A 15,444-nucleotide genomic window follows, 5' to 3' on the forward strand; every position below is an offset into this window, starting at 1 on the left:
AGCGACGGAGCCGAAGGCCGCCCGGTAGTATCGCAGACGCGCCTTGCGGAACTCAGGGGACGCGGAGGGCCGGTCCACCGCGACCGCTCAATACCGGATGCCGCTTCCCCCGCTCACACTACTGGACCCGGATGTTGCGGGCGCGGATCACCTCCCGCCACTTCGCGTTCTCCGCGGTGTTGTAGGCATTCCATTCCTCGGGCCGCATCGTCTCGGGCACGGTCGCGAGAGCGGCCAGGCGCTCGCGTGTGTCCGGCGCCGTCGCGGCGGCCACGAAGAGTTCGTTGAGGCGGCGCAGGATCGGCTCCGGCGTGCCGGCAGGGGCGAGCACGGCGATGTGCTCCGCCACCACCACATCGAAGCCCTGCTCCTTGAAGGTCGGGATGTCAGGCGCGACGGAAGAGCGGTCGGCGCTGCTGATCGCGAGGGCGCGGAGGTCACCGGACTGGATCAGCGGCAGCACGCCGGATGCGGCCTGGATGATCATCTGCGCCTCGTTGGCCATCGTCCCCTGCACGGCGGGCGCGCCGGCGCGGTAGCCGACATCCGTCATGGTGACACCTGCGGCGCTGAGGAAAAGCTCTGTCGCCAGATGGGTGGAGGAGCCGGTGCCTGAATTGGCATAGACCATGCGGTTGTCGGGCCGTTTCGCCGCCGCGACCCATTCGGCCAGGGTCTTGTGCGGCGAGTTCTTCGGCACGCAGAGAATCATCGGCTGGGACGCGATCAGACCGATACCGGCGAAAGCGCGGTCGTTGTCGTAGGGCAGGGGAAGCAGGTGTGGCGCCATGGCGTAGGTCGAGACGGTGCCGACCAGGACGGTGTAGCCGTCTGGCCGCGCCCGGGCGACCGAGGAGAAGCCGATTGTGCCATTGGCGCCGGCGCGGTTGTCGACAACAAAGCCGCGGCCCGTGTCCCGGCTCAGACGCTCCGCCAGGATACGGGCAACCGCGTCCGTGGAACCGCCTGCGGCCCAGGGGACAACGATGGTGACATTGCTGGTGGGGTAGCTCGGGGCGGAGCCCTGCGCCCGCAGCGCAAGGGGAGTGGACAGCAGGCCGAGCGTGGCGGCGCCGAGGACACGGCGGTGCATCATGGTTCGTTTTCTCCCATCGGCCGCCTGACCTGGTGGCGCGACAAGCCAACACCTACTGGTGAGTTCCTTGGAGCGGCAAGCGGTTATTTTGCGGCACAGCAACGATTCGGCTCCCCGGCCAGCCGTCCGTCGCGCCGGTCACGCGGGGCTGAGGCCCAGCAGCTTCACCGCGTGCTCGACCAGCAGCCGCTTCTGGATCTTGGAACTGGCGGTCATGCCGATCTCCTCGAACCCATCCACCACCCGCACGTAGCGCGGCACCTTGAAGCCGGCCATGTTCTGGCGGCTCCAGCCGATCAGCTCCTCTTCCTCCAATCGCTGGCCCTCGTTCAGGATGATGAAGGCGCAGGGCACTTCCATCAGCCGCTGGTCCGGAACCCCCACCACCACGGCCTGCCGGACGGCGGGATGACGGTTGAGAATATCCTCGACCTCGGCGGGCGAGACATTCTCGCCCCCCACCCGCACGATGTCCTTGGCACGGCCGGTGAAGCGCAGGCGGCCATCCCGGTCCAGGCGGCCCAGGTCGCCGGTGGCGAGCCAGCCCTCGGGGTCCAGGGTCCTCGCGGTTTCCTCGGGCTTGTCGAAATAGCCCTGCATGACGTTCCAGCCGCGCACGAGGATCTCCCCCTCGGCATCCGGCGGGCAATCCCTGCCACCATCCAGCGCGCGGATGCGCAGCTCAACCCCCGGCTCCGGCAGCATGCGTCCCTCGACGCGGATCTCCTCCGGCTCCCACCAGCAGGATTGCGACACGTTGGGAGAGGCCTCGGAGAGCCCGTAGCCCACCACGCATTCCCGCGCGCCCAGCTCGTCGATGATCCGGCGCACGATGGTGGGGGAGGCCGCCGCCCAGGCGCCGCGCAGCACCAGCCGGCGCCGTGGCCGGTCCGGGTGGTTCAGCAGCATCAGCGCCATGGTGTCGTTGCCGGAGAAATGCGTGCAACGCTCTTCCTCCATGATCCGCAGGGCCTCGCCGGCCTCGAAGCGGTCCATGGTCACCAGCGTCGCCACATGCTGCAGGCAGGACAGGATGGACAGGGTGGTGCCGGCGACGTGGAAGAAGGGGCGCGCGCTGTGGAAGCGGTCGGCGATGCGCAGCCCCATCCGCCCGCCGGAGAAGAAGGCATCGGCGCACATGCTCCGATGCGTCAGCAGCACGCCCTTGGGGAAGGAGGTGGTGCCGGAGGTGTACTGGATCAGCAGCACGTCGTCCGGCCTGCAGCACGGCGCCACCGTCCGCCCTTGCCCCGCCGCCAGGAAATCGGCCCAGGCGGTCGCGGCGGCGGGGACCTCCTGGCCCAGCACCACCACCTGGCGCAGCTCCGGCAGCGCCGCATCCGGCAGGGCGGCATCCAGGCCCGGGCAGATGCCGCGCAGCATGCCAACGAAATCCACGCGCAGGAACCTGTCGGACAGGATCAGCAGGCTGACGCGGGACTGCCTCAGGGCATAGGCCATCTCGGCCGCCTGGAAGCGCGTGTTCACCGGCACCGTCACAGCGCCCAAGGAGCCAATGGCGAGGAAGATCGCCACCCAGCGCGGCCCGTTGCCCATGCAGAGGCCGACATGGTCGCCCCGCCGCAGGCCGGCAGCGGCCAGGGCGGCGCGGACGGCCGCCACGTCCTCCGCCAGCGCGGCATAGGTGATGCGGCCGGCGGGCGCGACAATGGCCTCCACATCCGGCGCGATGACCACGGCACGGTGCAGCGCGGCTTCCGTGGTCAGCGGGCAGATGCCCTCCAGTTCCATGCTCATTCCGCCGCCTTCCCGAAGCCGGCCATGGTGCGGCGCCAGGCCCCTTCGGCCAGATTCTCCTCGATCGCCATCAGTTCCGTGGCCAGGGCGCCGCGCGGGTCGCGCTCCACGCCCTCGTCGATGCAGCGCTTGGCCTGCCGCAGCGCGCTGGCGGGTGCCGCGGCGATGACGCGCGCGATCTCCGCCAGCGTCTCCTCCAGCGCATCCACCTCAACCAGGCGGGACACCAGCCCGGCCTGCACCGCCTCGGCGGCGGAGAGGCTGCGGCCGGTGAACATCATGTCCTTGGCCAGCCGCTTGCCGATGATGCGCGGCAGGCGCTGCGTCGCGCCCACCGTGCCCCACAGCGCCTCCGGCGTGCGGAAGGAGGCGGCAGGGGTCGCGATGACGAAGTCGCAGGCCGCCGCGATCTCGCCGCCCGAGCCCACGGCGGCGCCCTCCACCACGGCGATGGAGGGCATGGGCAGCCGCTCCAGCGCCTCATAGGCCACGAAGCCCTTCAGGCGGCGGGCGCGGACCTGGTCCTCGTCCATGCCCTTGCGCTCCTTCAGGTCCGCGCCGGCGCAGAAGACGGGGCCATGGGCGCGCACCAGGACCAGCTTCGCCTCCTCCGCCACGGCGCGGCGGGCACCGGCCAGCAGCGCCTCGGCCATGGCGGTGTTCAGGGCGTTGCGCGCCTCCGGCCGGTTCAGGGTCAGGGTGACGACGCCGTCTTCCGTCTTCGCCCACAGCACAGCTTCGGTCATAGCGCTCCCATCTCCCGCAATTCGGCGACGCGCGCCGCATCCATGCCGAGGCGCCGGGCCAGCACCTCCTCCGTATGCTCGCCCAGCAGCGGCGGGCGGCCCACCTCCGGGTTGGCCCAGCCCTCGAAGCGCAGCGGCACGGGCAGGGCCGGGAACTCGCCCAGCACCGGATGCTCGAAGCGCGACACCATGCCGCGCGCCTGCACGTGCTCGTCGGCCAATACCTCGTCCAGCGCCAGCACGGGGCCGGCGGGCACGCCAGCGCCGTCCAGCCTCGCGAAGGCTTCCCCGCGTGGCAGGCGGGCCATGGCGGCGTTGAGGGCCTGCATCACCTCCTCCCGCCGCGCCACGCGCCCGGCATTGGTGGACAGGCCGGCATCGGCCGCCAGCTCCGTCAGCCCCAGCGCGGCGCAGAGCGGCGCCCAGTGCTGGTCGCTGGCCGTGATATGCAGGTAGCGGTCGTCGGCGCAGCGGAAGCTGGCGCTGGGTACCCGGCCCGGATGCTCGGTGCCCAGGCGCGGCGGCACCTCGCCCAGGGCGAAGTTGCGGGCCGCCGCGATGGTCAGCAGCGCCACCTGCGCGTCAAACATGGAGAGGTCCACATGGCCGCCCTTGCCGGTGCGGTCGCGCCCGCGCAGGGCCGCCAGGATGGCGATGGCGGCCCAGAGGCCGGAGGACAGGTCGGCCACCGGCAGCCCCGGCTTCACTGGCCCGCCGCCGCGCTCCCCGGTCAGGCCCATCAGCCCGCCCATGGCCTGGAAGACGGTGTCGTAGCCCTTCCGCTTCGCATAGGGCCCGGTCTGGCCGAAGCCGGTGCAGGACAGGTACACCAGGCGCGGATTGACCTCCGACAGCGCGGCGTAGTCCAGCCCGCGCCTCCCCAATGTGCCGACAGGGAAATTCTCCACCAGCACATCCGCCTGCGCGGCGAGGTCGCGGATCACGCGCCGCCCTTCCTCATGCCGCAGGTTGACGGTGATGGAGGATTTGGAGCGGTTGCAGGCCATGTAATAGCCACTGACGCTGCCGCCCTGCGCCTCGGCGAAAGGCTCGAAGCCGCGGGTCTCGTCGCCGCTGCCGGGTTGCTCCACCTTGATGACCTCGGCGCCCATCTCGGCCAGCAGCATGGTGGCGAAGGGGCAGGCCAGGACCCGCGACAGGTCCAGGATCACCAGGCCGTCCAGGGGCTTCATGCGAATTCCTCCCGCAGCGCGCGTGCCTGCGCGAAGCCTTCTTCCAAGGGGCGCGCGCCGGCGGCGCAGAGCCGCTTCAGCGCCAGCATGCGCGGCGGCGGCAAGGTGGCCAGCGAGGCCGCCAGGCTGACCGCGGCCGCCAGCAGCTCATCCTCCGGCACCGGGTTGGCGCAGAGGCCCAGCCGCTGCGCTTCGTCTGCCGGCAGGTCATCGCCAGTGGCCAGCAGGCGGAACACCTCGCGCGGCGGCAGGTGCCGCAGCAGCACCGGGGCCATCAGGGCCGGCAGCATGCCATGCCGCGCCTCAGGGAAACCCAGCTTCGCGCCCGGCGCCATCAGCATGGCGTCGCAGCCCAGCGCCAGGGCGGCGCCGGCCCCCAGCGCGGCGCCATGCACCGCCGCCACCACGGGCTTGCCGATGCGGCCCGGCGCCAGCAGCACCGTCTCGCTCAACGCCGACCTTGCGGCGCGCGCATCAGGGTCGGCGGCGATGGCGCGGATCTCGCCCAGGTCCGCCCCGGCGCAGAAGCCGGGTCCATCCGCCGCCAGGACCACGGCGCGCACCACCTCTTCCGCCGCCGCCTCCGCCAGCGCCTCCACCAGGCCCTGTGCGGTGGCCGTGTCCAGCGCGTTGCGCTTCTGCGGCCGGGACAGGAACAGCAGCCGCACGCCGTCCCGCGTGTCCTGCCGGATCATGCCGGCGCCAGCGCGGGCAGACCGGCGAGGCGGCGGCGGGCGGCCTCGGCACCCTCGACCAGCCGCCGCATCACCACGGCGGCGGGGGGAATGTCGTCGATCAGCCCGGCGGTCTGCCCGGCCTCGACCTTGCCCCATTCCACATCGCCATCCAGCGCGGCGAGCTTCAGGCTGCGGCTGTTATAGAGCAGCGCCAGCGCCTCCTTCTCATGCCCGGCACGCTCGGCGGCATCGACCTCATCCGTGAAGCGGTTGCGCAACTGCCGCACCGGCAGCCCGCCGCGCCCCACCAGCGTGGTATCGGCCAGGGCGGCCTTGCGCACCATTTCCTTGTAGGCCGGGTGCACCGTGGCTTCCTCCGTCATCAGGAAGCGGGTGCCGAGCTGCGCGCCTTCCGCGCCCAGGGCGAACATGGCGGCGATGCCCTCGCCATCCGCCACGCCGCCGGCGCCGATCACCGGCAGCGACACCGCCTTCACCACCGCCCGCACCATCACCATCGCCGAAACCTCGTCCGGTGCCGGGTGGCCGCCAGCCTCGCCGCCCACGACGATCAAACCATCCACACCCGCCGCCTCCGCCTTCATGGCATGCAAGGGCGAGGCGACAACATGCAGCCACTTCGCGCCATAGGCCCGGAAGCGCGGCAGATGCGCCTTTGGCCCGCCCTGGGAGCCGATCACCACCGGCACGCGCTCGGCCTCGGCGATATCGAGGAATTCGCCGGAGCGCTTGTTATAGAGCGGGATATTGACGGCGAAGGGCGCGTCGGTGCCGGCGCGCACGGCGCGGATGGACTCCAGCAACGCATCAGGCCGCATCGGCCCGGCGGCGATCGTTCCCAATCCGCCCGCCCGCGCCACGGCCAGCGCCAGCGCGGCGGAGGAAGAGGCCCAGCTCATCCCGCCCTGCACAATAGGATAGCGGATGCCGAGAAGACCCGGCAGGCGCGAAGCAAAGCCGAATTCCATCACAGCGATTCCGCACCGCTCTGCTTCACCAGCGGTCCCCATTTCGCGGCCTCCGCCTGCAGGAAATCAAGATAGGCTTCCGGCGCCAGTGGCGATGCCTCGCCACCCTGCGCCGCGAAGCCCTGCGCCAGCTCCGGGCTGTTCAGCGCGCGCGTGGCAGCGTCGCGCATGCCTTCGCGGATATGGGCCGGCGTGGCGGCGGGCAGGGCCAGGCCGTACCAGTTGTCCGAGATGACGCGCGGCAGGCCAAGCTCCGCCGTGGTCGGCACATCCGGCAGGCTCGGCACGCGCTGCGCGGTGGTGACGGCCAGCGGGCGGAAGGCCCCCGCCTCGATATGCGGCCGCAGCGCCGGCACGTCGGCAATCAGGTAGGTAAAGCGGCCACTCAGCAGGTCGGTGGCCGCCGGGGCGACGCCGCGGTAAGGAATGTGCAGCGCCTCCATCTTCGCTTCCGAGGCCAGAAGCGCGCTGGCCAGATGCGTGATGGAGCCGACGCCGGCCGAGCCGTAGTTCACCGAGCCCGGCTTCTGCTTCGCCAGCGCCACCAGCGCGGCGAGCTCCTTGATGTCGGACTTCGCGTTCACCACCAGCACTTCCGGCACGCGCACCACCAGCGTCAGATGCGCCAGGTCCTTGTAGACATCGAAAGGCATCTGCTGCTGCGGCATGGCCGGCGCGATGGATAGCGCGCCGGGGCCGGTGAAGCCGAGGGTCGAGCCATCCGGCGCGGACTTGGCCACGGCGTCGGTTCCCAGCAGGCCGCCGGCACCGCCACGGTTCTCCACCACCACGGGCTGGCGCAACTCCTTGCCGAGCGCATCGGCGAAGACGCGGCCGAAGATATCGGCTGGGCCGCCTGCCGCGAAGGGAACGAACATGCGCACCGGCCGCTCCGGCAGCCAGCCACTGGCGGCGCGGGCCCGGACCGCCGGAAGGGCCAGCGTGGTCGCCAGCAGGGTGCGTCGCTTCAGCATCATCGTCCTCCTTGCGTGGGCTTGCTGCCCCTTCGCCGGAGAACCTAGGCTTGTTTGTTGATAATATCAACCATCAGGCATAGCCTTCTGCCGGCCGGAAACAAGGCAGAACAATGAAGGGAGAAATCGATATGGTGGCCACGCGACGCGGGCTGCTGGCGGCGGCAGGCACCCTGGCGCTGCCGCTGGAGACCATGGCACAGGCGCGGCCCTGGCCGGACCGCACCGTGCGTTTCGTCATACCCTTCGCACCTGGCGGCCCGGTGGAAGTTCCGGCGCGCTTCATCGCGGAGCGATTGACGGCCGCTTTGGGGCAGAGCGTCATTGTCGAGACGCGGCCCGGCGCGGGCGGCGCGCTGGGCATCCAGTACGTGGTGCAGACGGCGGACCCGCATGTGCTGCTGTTCACCACCTCCTCCGTGGCAGTGCTGCCATCGTTGCTGGCCGAGCCGGGCTACGATCCGTTTCGTGACCTGGTGCCGGTCAGCATGATCGTGGATGTGCCCATGGCCATCCTGGTGCGGCCGGACTGGCCGGCGCGCAGCCTGGAGGATTTCCTGCGACAGGCGCGAAAGAACCCGCAGCGCTTTTCCTTCGGCTCCTCCGGCGCCGGTTCCACCACGCATCTGGCAGGGGAGTTGCTGAAGGTACGCGCCGGCATCGACATCCTGCACGTGCCCTATCGCGGTGGGGCGCAGGCGGTGAACGCGCTTTACGCCGGCGATACCGACATGCTGATCACGGGGCTGATCGAAACCATGACGCATGTGCGGGATGGGCGGCTGCGCGCGCTGGCCGTCACTTCTCCCCAGCGCAGCCCCGCGCTGCCGGACATACCGGCAGTTGCGGAGGAAGTCCCGGATTACAGCCTCAACATCTGGTACGGGCTGTTCGGCCCGCATGGCACGCCGCCAGGCGTGGTGCAGCGGCTGGCGAGCGAGATGGCGCCGCTGCGCGAGAACACGCCGCTGGCCGAGCGCATGGCCGCATCCGGCGCGAGGCTGCTGCTGGATGGGCCCGGGCCGCTGGAAGCCCGCATGCGGGCCGAGGTGCCCTTGTGGAAGGAGGTGGTCGCCTCCGCCGGCATCAAGCTGGAATAGATGCCCAGGCCGGCTGGCGCTTAGCCTTGAAGGCGGCGATGCCTTCCTCGGCCTCGCCGCCGGCCGCGCAGCGGGCGAAGGCCTGGGCGCCGGCCTCGGCGTAATCGCCAGGGACCGGATCGCCCAATGCGGCCAGCAGCGCCTTGGTTTCCGCCAGCGCGCCAGGGGCGCCTTGCAGCACATCCGCCACCACGGCGGCCGTGCGGGCGGCCAGCGCCGCCGCATCCGGCAGCACCTCATGCACCAGCCCGGTGGCCAGGGCCTGCGGCGCACCGATGGTGGCGCCCTGCAGCACCAGCCGGCCAGCCTGGCTGCGGCCCATGCGGTGTGCCAGCCAGGGCAGGATCTGCGCCGGCACCAGCCCACGCCGGACCTCCGGTGCCGCGAAGCGCGCCTCCGCCGAGGCCAGCGCGATATCCGCCGCGCAGACCAGGCCGAGCCCACCGGCGAAGGCGGAGCCCTCGACGTCGGCGATCACCACCTGCGGCAGCGCGGCGATCGTCGCCAGCCGTGTGGCGGTGCGGCGGTTCCGGCTCAACTGCCGGGCGAGCTTCTCTTCGGGCGGCAATGGCGTGCCGGCTTCCGCGAGGTCGAGGCCCGCGCAGAAATGCCCGCCCGCGCCGGAGATGACCAGCACGCGCGCCCCGCGATCCTCGGCCAGCTCCGCCAGCAGCGCATCCAGTTGCCCGACCAGTTCGGCGTTCATGGCATTGCGCCGCGCCGGGCGGTTCAGGATGGCGCGGACCACGGCGCCGTCGCGCCGCACCAGCAGCGGGGCTTGTTCGTCGGTGCTCATGCGTGTTCTCCCAGGCGCGTGGTGCGGGCATGCAGGCGGCGGCCCAGCAGGGCTTCGGCGGCACGGCCGGTGTCGCGCAGGCGCGCGATGTCCAGGCCGGTGCGCAGGCCCATGGCTTCGAAGAGCGTCGCCAGATCCTCCGTGCAGACATTGCCGGTGAAGCCCTCGCCATAGGCGATCTCGGCCGGATGCCCGCCAGTGCCGCCCAGCGCCGTGTCGAAATAGGTGATGCCCGCTTCCAGCGCCGCGACGTAGTTGGCCAGGCCGGTGCCACGCGAATCATGGAAATGCGCGATGACCACGGCGTCCCGCGGCAATTCGGCCTGTAGCAGCCGCATCAGTTCCCGCACGCGTGGCGGCGTGGCGCTGCCGATGGTGTCGCCCACCGCGATGCGCTTCACGCCCAGTGCCAGGTAGCGCCGCGCATCCTCCACCACGCGCGCGGGCGGTGTCGGCCCATCGAAGGGGCAGTCGAAGGCGACGGAAATGGTGCCGACGGTGGTGAAGGCATCCCCGGCCAGCGCCGCCATCTCCTCCACATTGCGCCACTGCTCGGCGCGGGAGCGGCGGAGGTTGCGCTGCGTATGGCCCTCGGAGGCCGAGACCAGAAAGCTGATCTCCTCCGGCGGCCGCGCATCGCGGGTGGCCAGGGCGCGCTGCACGGCGGCGGGGTTCGGACAGGTGGCCTTGAACAGCACGCCCGGGCGCGGCGGCACGGCCTCCAGCACCTCCACCGCATCGGCGAATTGCGGCACGTATTTCGGGTGGGAGAAGGAGGTGATCTCGATGCGGCGGAAGCCGCAATCCGCGATGCGCTCCAGCATGGCGGCCTTGTCGGCGGCGGGCAGCACGGTGGGCTCGTGCTGCAGCCCGTCGCGGGCGAAGCATTCGTTCAGGATGACGTCGGGCATCTCGGTCATGCGGGGAGGAGATCCTTCAGCAGATCGATGGCGTCATAGGGCGTCAGCGCGACATGGGCGCCGGCATCGCGCAGGGCGGCCAGCTTGGCGGCGGCGCCTTCCCGCGCATGGCCGATCAGGGCGCCGGCATGGCCCATCTGCCGCTCCGCCGGGGCATGCCGGCCGGCAACCGTCGCGACCAGCGGCTTCGGGAAGCCCGCCAGCGCCTCGGCCAAGGCATATTCCTTGTCGCCGCCGATCTCGCCGCAATACAGCACGGCGGCGGTGCCCGGGTCCTCGGCCAGCCCGGCCAGGTATTCATGCGGGTTGCGGCCGATGACGCTGTCGCCGCCCAGGTGGATGGCGATGCGCTGGCCGATGCCCGCCGCCGTCAGCAGCCGCGCCACGGTCAGGGTCAGCGTGCCGCTGCGGCCCAGCAGCGCCACCCGCCCGGGCATGCAGAAGGAAGGCGCGACGGAGCCCAGCAACCCTTGCCCCGGCACGCAAAGCCCCAGCGTATTCGGCCCCACCAGCCAGCACCCGGCGGCGCGGGCCGCCTGCGCCGCGCGCAGCGTGTCATGCAGCGGCACATATTCGGCGGCGGCGACAATCGTGCGGATACCCATGGCGGCGCATTGGCGGATGGCGTCGCCCGTTCCTTCCGGCGGGGTGTAGAGGATGGCGGCATCCGCCGGGGCATCCAGGGCCGACAGGCCGTTCAACAGCGGCAATCCGTCCAACTTGCCGCCGCCCTTGCCCAGAGCGATGCCGGCCACCACCGGTGTACCCGCCTCCCGCATGCCGGCCACCTGCCGGGCGGCGTAGCGGCCTGTGGGGTTGAACACCACGACCCGGCGGGGGAAGGCGTGCAGGAAAGGCGGCATCATGCGGCGAGATCCGTGGCCAGGGCGCGCACCAGTTCCAGCGGGTCGTCGCGCAGGGCGGCGATGCCGGCGGCGTTCAGCCGGCTGCGCGCCGCCTCGGCGTCGAAGCCCCGCGCGGCGGCGTGCGCGGCGGCGAAGCCGAGGTAGAGGGGCCTGGGCGGCGGGTTGCGCGCCAGGAAGGCCAGCAGGGTTTCCACCCGTTCCGCCAACGGGCGCGACGCGAGGGTCGTATAGAACAGGATGGCGCGCACCTCCGGCCGGGCGGCGATGGCGAAGGCTGCTTCCAGCCGCGCCTCCGTGGTATCGGCCGGGCCGTCCTGCAGGTTGTCCATGAAGCTGGCGGCCCGCAGGCCATGGTCGGCCAGCAGGTCCAGCAACTGCATGCCGAGGCCCGCGCCGGCGGAAACCAGGGCGACGTCGCCCGGCATCTCCACCAGCGCGAAGCCGCGCTGGCGTGCCCGCCGTTCCAGCGGCGTCAGGGCGGCTTCCTCCAGCCCGGCACTGGCAAGGGGAATATCATGGCGCGCCACGGCCGCGCCGTCGCGCACCAGCTTCGCATCGCAGGCGACCAGCCCGGCTGGCGTCACGGCCAGCGGGTTCAACTCCAACAACGCCAGGTCTTCCTCCCGCAGGATGCGGGCCAGGCGCAGGGCCAGCCTGGCGACACGCGCGGCGAGGTCCGGGGGCAGGGCGGCGCCGATGGCGGCGAAGCCCTTCTCGGCGGCGAAAGGGTCTTCCGGGTCTAGGTCCCAGCGCGATGGCGGGGCCGCCTGCTCGATCTCCACTCCGCCATGGGCGGAGAACAGGCATTCAATCCGTTGCGTGGTGCCGTTCACGCGCAACGCCAGGTAAAGCTCGCGCTCGATCCGGACAGGTTCCTCCAGCAGGAAGGACACCTCGCCGGCGATGGCCATCATGTCCTGGCGCAGGGCTGCGATATCCGCGGCGGCTGCGCGGCGCACCAGGCCGCGCTTGCCGCGCCCGCCCTCCAGGATCTGCGCCTTCAGCACGACCTCCGCGCCGAGATGCATGGGCACCGGGTCCGAGGCACCCAGCGCAACGCCCCGCGGCACCGCGATGCCGTGCCGGCGTAGCAGCGCCTTCCCGTCCATCTCGGTCAGCCGCATGGCCCGAGGCTCCTCCCGTTGTTGCGGGGCAGCTAGCGTCATTTTGTTGATAGTGTCAACTATCTGCGCGTGCGCCGGCGGCGGCCTAGGACAAGCGGGGCTTCCCGCCTAGAATGCGCGCATGCCTGCATCCCGCACCGCAGCCCAGGCCAAAGCTGCGCTGACCATCAAGGACCTGCTGTCCTATCGCATCCATCAGCTTGCCAACGCGCTGAGCCGTGGCGCAGCCGCACGCTACCGACGGGAGTTCGATGTCAGCCTCATGGAGTGGCGCACGATCGCGTTGCTGGGCGACTTCGCTCCCATGACACTGAAGGACCTGGCGCGTCAGAGCGGGCTGGACAAAGGCCTGGCCAGCCGCGTGGTGAGCGGGCTGGTGCAGCGTGGCCTGGTGAAGCGCGGCACGGCCTCCGATGCGCGGGAGCTAGCGCTGAGTCTGACCCCCGCGGGCAAAACCGTCTTCCAGGGCCTCATGCGCTCGGCCAGCGAACGCGACGCGGCGTTCCGCGCGGCGCTGACAGACGCCGAGGCCGCCTGCCTGGAGAGCGCGCTCGGCAAGCTGATCCAGGTCGCGAGAACACAGGCCTGATCCGGGCCGGTCGGCGTTGCGGCTGCCCGCTTCTTCCGCAGTTCGTGCCGCCGGATTGAAGCCGCCGCGACGGACGCAAGGTGCTTCGCCGCATATTCAGGCATGCACGGAGTGGCGCGCCCGAAGGGCAGGGAGCGGGATCACGCCCATCCTCGGTTCGGGCGTGACCACAGAGCTGCTGTCTTCACCATGGATCGTGAAGGGCAGGGGTATCCGGCTCGCAGGCGTGGAGACATCTGTGGGCCGGCATGGATGCCCGTCGCCCAGGCGAATGCCGCGCGCGGTCAAGCAGGCCTCGGCCTGATCATCAAGGCGCCCGAACCGAAACCTCTCCATCCCGGACAACCACCTTGCCGCGCTTCACCACCAGCGCGCGAGGGGGCTGGCTGACCACGGCTTCCGCCAGCGATTCCGCGGAAACGAGAACGATGTCGGCGATGCAGCCGGGGGCAAGACCGTAGCCCCGCGCTCCCATCACGGCGGCGCCGCCCCAGGTGCAGGCATCCAGCGCCATCTCGACCTCGTCATCCCGGCGGAAGTTGTTGCGCAAGCCGATCAGCATGGCCCGCTGCAACATGTCGCCGTTGCCATAGGGATTCCAGGTGTCGCGGATGCCATCGGACCCCGCGCAGACCGTGATGCCACGTGCCCGGAGCTTGGCCACTGGCGGCGCCGGGCGGCTGGCCGGGCCAGTGGTCATGACCGCGATGTTGTTGGCTGCCAGCAGGTCCAGCAATCCATCCACCATGGCCAGATCGGGATCGCCCAGGCAGAAGGCGTGGCTGATCGTGACCTTCCCCTGCATGCCCAGCACGCGGGTACGCTCGGCGATCAACTCCATGCTGAAGGCGCCAACCTGTCCCGGCTCGTGCAAGTGGATGTCCACCGGCTTGCCGAACTTCTCCGCCAGCCCGAACACCACATCGAGGTGTCCCTTGGGGTCACGATCGATCAGGCAGGGGTCCAGACCGCCGACGCCGTCGGCCCCCATGCGCATGGCATCCTCCAGAAGGGCTGCGACGCCAGGGCGGATCAGCAACCCGGACTGCGGAAAGGCGATGGTCTGGATGTCCATGCTGCCCGCATAGGCCTGCCGTGTCGCCAGCACGCCTTCCATCCCGGCCAGGCCTACCGCGTCGTCGACATCCACATGGCTGCGGATATGCGTGGTGCCATGCCGCAGGGACTGCACGACCTGCCGGGCGGACTGGCGGGCCGGGTCGATGTTCCATTCCTTCTTGAGCCGCCGCTCCGTCTCGATCTTGTCCATCAACGCCGGCCCGGCCTGGTGCGGACGCCAGCCCATGCCCCAGAGCGTCTTGTCCAGATGCGTATGCGCTTCCACCAGCCCGGGCAGCGCCAGGGCCCCGCCGCCTTCCTCGACCACGGCATCGGGGGCATCAAGGCCCCGGCCGGCTTCGGCGATGACGCCGCCCCTGATCAGCAGGTCAGTCGCTTCGCCGCCCATGGGGCGGATGTTGCGCAGCAGGAGGGGCTGTGTCACGCGAAGGGTCCTCGGGCTCAGTTGCTGGCGGGCGGCATCGACATCGCGAAGGTTTCCTCGCCATTGCGCGCGATCACCCGCAGGTCGCGCCGCGACGCCCGGATATTCACCTGGTGATGCAGCGGAATGATGGCGTGGACTCACATCGCAACGCGCATCGCCTGCCGGTGGTATTCCTCACGCGCCACAGGGTCGACCGTTTTCAGCGCCTTGTCCAGCAGCGCGCCGAACCCGGTGCCCGGATAAAGGGACCGGCTGGACGTGCCCCACGCCCGCAGGCCGAATGGAAGTCACTGCACACGCCCTGGAGGTAGGGCGGAGTGAATAACGCATAACAAGGATTATAGTAACAGACAAAACGCCCACTATACCTAGTGAGCGCTCCTGCATTCTATCCTATTGCTTTTCTGTATAAGTTCCCAAGGCACGTTGCGATCTTATCTGCGCGTCCGCAAGCTTTATCTTTTGGCGCGCCTCAAACAGAACTGTGAACGTCCGCTCTTTGCTGCGGGACAGCGTCTCCAGCGCACCGGCCAAAACCCGCAGGATGGTGGCGATCCGGCGTAGGTCGATGGGGTCTCGCAGGGGGATGTGGATGCGGGCCGACTTACCGGTCATCTCCCGGTAGAACTCGGCCAGAGGATCGCCAGTGCGCGCGATGCGCTCCAACTCGGTCTCCTCTTTCTTCCGCCGCTTGGGCAGCGTCATCCACTTGCTCACTGGCTTCGGCTCATCGGTCATGGTGCAGGGCCTCCGAAACGCGCCCGGCGTTGGTGCCGAAGTGAACGGCGATCTCCTGCTGGCTCATCTTCGGGTGGGCGTGGGCGTAGCGCCGGATGCGCTCGGCCAGGGTCTCATCGACTGCCCGGCTTCGGTCAGGGGCGCGGCCACGGGCATAGGGCCGGCGGATCATCAGGCCGATGATGTCTTCGATCTCGGCGGCCATGTCGGGGCTGCGGGTACGCTGCTTGAGTTCAGCCAGGCGGCGCCGGGCCTCGGGGATCTTGCTCACCGGTTTCCCTCCTTCCACTCTGCCTGCACCTTCCGGCACATGGCCTCTTGCGCGTCTCGGCCTGCGGAAACGGGGTCGGAGGGGGCGAGGGCGGCGCGGA

General features: G+C 70.5%; 16 protein-coding genes. 2 read left to right on the forward strand and 14 right to left on the reverse strand.

Annotation, left to right across the window (positions count from 1 at the left end):
• Positions 1-118: 118 nt before the first annotated feature.
• The 7 genes from IBL25_RS06725 to IBL25_RS06755 all read right to left on the reverse strand — a co-directional run bounded on the left by IBL25_RS06725 (position 119) and on the right by IBL25_RS06755 (position 7,436).
• Entirely contained in the window at positions 119-1,096 is a 978-nt protein-coding gene (locus tag IBL25_RS06725) for a Bug family tripartite tricarboxylate transporter substrate binding protein (protein WP_187777786.1), read from the reverse strand.
• Between the two features lie 138 nt (positions 1,097-1,234).
• Complete coding sequence (locus IBL25_RS06730) at positions 1,235-2,854, reverse strand: AMP-binding protein (protein ID WP_202986703.1); 1,620 nt, start codon at positions 2,852-2,854, stop codon at positions 1,235-1,237.
• A complete protein-coding gene (locus IBL25_RS06735; RefSeq protein WP_187777787.1) occupies positions 2,851-3,600 on the reverse strand; it encodes an enoyl-CoA hydratase/isomerase family protein in 750 nt (249 codons plus the stop codon). Before IBL25_RS06735 ends, IBL25_RS06730 begins: the two co-directional genes overlap by 4 nt.
• On the reverse strand, positions 3,597-4,793 hold the full coding sequence (locus IBL25_RS06740) for a CaiB/BaiF CoA transferase family protein (RefSeq protein WP_187777788.1): 1,197 nt from the start codon (positions 4,791-4,793) through the stop codon (positions 3,597-3,599). The genes IBL25_RS06735 and IBL25_RS06740 overlap by 4 nt, the downstream gene beginning before the upstream one ends.
• Positions 4,790-5,488 (reverse strand): enoyl-CoA hydratase/isomerase family protein, encoded by a 699-nt coding sequence (locus IBL25_RS06745; protein ID WP_187777789.1) that lies wholly within the window; start codon positions 5,486-5,488, stop codon positions 4,790-4,792. Before IBL25_RS06745 ends, IBL25_RS06740 begins: the two co-directional genes overlap by 4 nt.
• Positions 5,485-6,459, reverse strand: a complete 975-nt coding sequence (locus tag IBL25_RS06750) for an NAD(P)H-dependent flavin oxidoreductase (protein WP_187777790.1) — start codon at positions 6,457-6,459, stop codon at positions 5,485-5,487. Before IBL25_RS06750 ends, IBL25_RS06745 begins: the two co-directional genes overlap by 4 nt.
• The gene (locus IBL25_RS06755) at positions 6,459-7,436 is read right to left on the reverse strand and encodes a Bug family tripartite tricarboxylate transporter substrate binding protein (protein WP_187777791.1); all 978 of its coding nucleotides are present in this window, start codon (positions 7,434-7,436) and stop codon (positions 6,459-6,461) included. Before IBL25_RS06755 ends, IBL25_RS06750 begins: the two co-directional genes overlap by 1 nt.
• A gap of 128 nt (positions 7,437-7,564) precedes the next feature.
• Here IBL25_RS06755 and IBL25_RS06760 point away from each other — a divergent pair, with 128 nt between their 5' ends.
• Positions 7,565-8,533, forward strand: a complete 969-nt coding sequence (locus IBL25_RS06760; RefSeq protein ID WP_187777792.1) for a Bug family tripartite tricarboxylate transporter substrate binding protein — start codon at positions 7,565-7,567, stop codon at positions 8,531-8,533.
• Here the strand turns inward: IBL25_RS06760 and IBL25_RS06765 are convergent.
• Genes IBL25_RS06765 through IBL25_RS06780 form a run of 4 tightly spaced genes read right to left on the reverse strand, consistent with a single transcriptional unit; the run spans position 8,520 to position 12,239 of the window.
• On the reverse strand, positions 8,520-9,329 hold the full coding sequence (locus IBL25_RS06765; RefSeq protein WP_187777793.1) for an enoyl-CoA hydratase/isomerase family protein: 810 nt from the start codon (positions 9,327-9,329) through the stop codon (positions 8,520-8,522). The genes IBL25_RS06760 and IBL25_RS06765 overlap by 14 nt on opposite strands.
• Positions 9,326-10,249, reverse strand: coding sequence for a hydroxymethylglutaryl-CoA lyase (locus tag IBL25_RS06770; protein ID WP_187777794.1), 924 nt, complete (start codon positions 10,247-10,249; stop codon positions 9,326-9,328). Before IBL25_RS06770 ends, IBL25_RS06765 begins: the two co-directional genes overlap by 4 nt.
• Positions 10,246-11,115, reverse strand: coding sequence for a CoA-binding protein (locus tag IBL25_RS06775; RefSeq protein WP_187777795.1), 870 nt, complete (start codon positions 11,113-11,115; stop codon positions 10,246-10,248). Before IBL25_RS06775 ends, IBL25_RS06770 begins: the two co-directional genes overlap by 4 nt.
• Positions 11,112-12,239: an ATP-grasp domain-containing protein gene (locus IBL25_RS06780; protein WP_187777796.1), complete on the reverse strand. Its 1,128-nt coding sequence runs from the start codon at positions 12,237-12,239 to the stop codon at positions 11,112-11,114. Before IBL25_RS06780 ends, IBL25_RS06775 begins: the two co-directional genes overlap by 4 nt.
• 121 nt (positions 12,240-12,360) lie before the next feature.
• Between IBL25_RS06780 and IBL25_RS06785 the strand changes: the two genes are divergently transcribed.
• Positions 12,361-12,828, forward strand: a complete 468-nt coding sequence (locus tag IBL25_RS06785) for a MarR family winged helix-turn-helix transcriptional regulator (protein ID WP_187777797.1) — start codon at positions 12,361-12,363, stop codon at positions 12,826-12,828.
• 307 nt (positions 12,829-13,135) lie between these two features.
• Here the strand turns inward: IBL25_RS06785 and IBL25_RS06790 are convergent, their stop codons facing one another.
• From IBL25_RS06790 to IBL25_RS06800, 3 genes are all read right to left on the reverse strand, one after another.
• Positions 13,136-14,332 (reverse strand): amidohydrolase family protein, encoded by a 1,197-nt coding sequence (locus IBL25_RS06790; RefSeq protein WP_187777798.1) that lies wholly within the window; start codon positions 14,330-14,332, stop codon positions 13,136-13,138.
• A gap of 396 nt (positions 14,333-14,728) precedes the next feature.
• Positions 14,729-15,073, reverse strand: coding sequence for a hypothetical protein (locus tag IBL25_RS06795; protein ID WP_187777799.1), 345 nt, complete (start codon positions 15,071-15,073; stop codon positions 14,729-14,731).
• Entirely contained in the window at positions 15,063-15,344 is a 282-nt protein-coding gene (locus IBL25_RS06800) for a hypothetical protein (protein WP_187777800.1), read from the reverse strand. Before IBL25_RS06800 ends, IBL25_RS06795 begins: the two co-directional genes overlap by 11 nt.
• Positions 15,345-15,444 lie beyond the last annotated feature (100 nt).

It is taken from the genome of Pseudoroseomonas ludipueritiae, from assembly GCF_014490445.1.
GTDB lineage: Bacteria > Pseudomonadota > Alphaproteobacteria > Acetobacterales > Acetobacteraceae > Pseudoroseomonas > Pseudoroseomonas ludipueritiae.

What these genes read in the sequence shown, in the direction of transcription:
- IBL25_RS06795 (WP_187777799.1), bottom strand. Translation starts at nt 15,073, where the DNA reads ATGACCGATGAGCCGAAGCCAGTGAGCAAGTGGATGACGCTGCCCAAG.
- IBL25_RS06770 (WP_187777794.1), bottom strand. Translation starts at nt 10,249, where the DNA reads ATGACCGAGATGCCCGACGTCATCCTGAACGAATGCTTCGCCCGCGAC.
- IBL25_RS06745 (WP_187777789.1), bottom strand. Translation starts at nt 5,488, where the DNA reads ATGATCCGGCAGGACACGCGGGACGGCGTGCGGCTGCTGTTCCTGTCC.
- IBL25_RS06765 (WP_187777793.1), bottom strand. Translation starts at nt 9,329, where the DNA reads ATGAGCACCGACGAACAAGCCCCGCTGCTGGTGCGGCGCGACGGCGCC.
- IBL25_RS06750 (WP_187777790.1), bottom strand. Translation starts at nt 6,459, where the DNA reads ATGGAATTCGGCTTTGCTTCGCGCCTGCCGGGTCTTCTCGGCATCCGC.
- IBL25_RS06755 (WP_187777791.1), bottom strand. Translation starts at nt 7,436, where the DNA reads ATGATGCTGAAGCGACGCACCCTGCTGGCGACCACGCTGGCCCTTCCG.
- IBL25_RS06740 (WP_187777788.1), bottom strand. Translation starts at nt 4,793, where the DNA reads ATGAAGCCCCTGGACGGCCTGGTGATCCTGGACCTGTCGCGGGTCCTG.
- IBL25_RS06775 (WP_187777795.1), bottom strand. Translation starts at nt 11,115, where the DNA reads ATGATGCCGCCTTTCCTGCACGCCTTCCCCCGCCGGGTCGTGGTGTTC.
- IBL25_RS06730 (WP_202986703.1), bottom strand. Translation starts at nt 2,854, where the DNA reads ATGAGCATGGAACTGGAGGGCATCTGCCCGCTGACCACGGAAGCCGCG.
- IBL25_RS06725 (WP_187777786.1), bottom strand. Translation starts at nt 1,096, where the DNA reads ATGATGCACCGCCGTGTCCTCGGCGCCGCCACGCTCGGCCTGCTGTCC.
- IBL25_RS06760 (WP_187777792.1), top strand. Translation starts at nt 7,565, where the DNA reads ATGGTGGCCACGCGACGCGGGCTGCTGGCGGCGGCAGGCACCCTGGCG.
- IBL25_RS06785 (WP_187777797.1), top strand. Translation starts at nt 12,361, where the DNA reads ATGCCTGCATCCCGCACCGCAGCCCAGGCCAAAGCTGCGCTGACCATC.
- IBL25_RS06735 (WP_187777787.1), bottom strand. Translation starts at nt 3,600, where the DNA reads ATGACCGAAGCTGTGCTGTGGGCGAAGACGGAAGACGGCGTCGTCACC.
- IBL25_RS06780 (WP_187777796.1), bottom strand. Translation starts at nt 12,239, where the DNA reads ATGCGGCTGACCGAGATGGACGGGAAGGCGCTGCTACGCCGGCACGGC.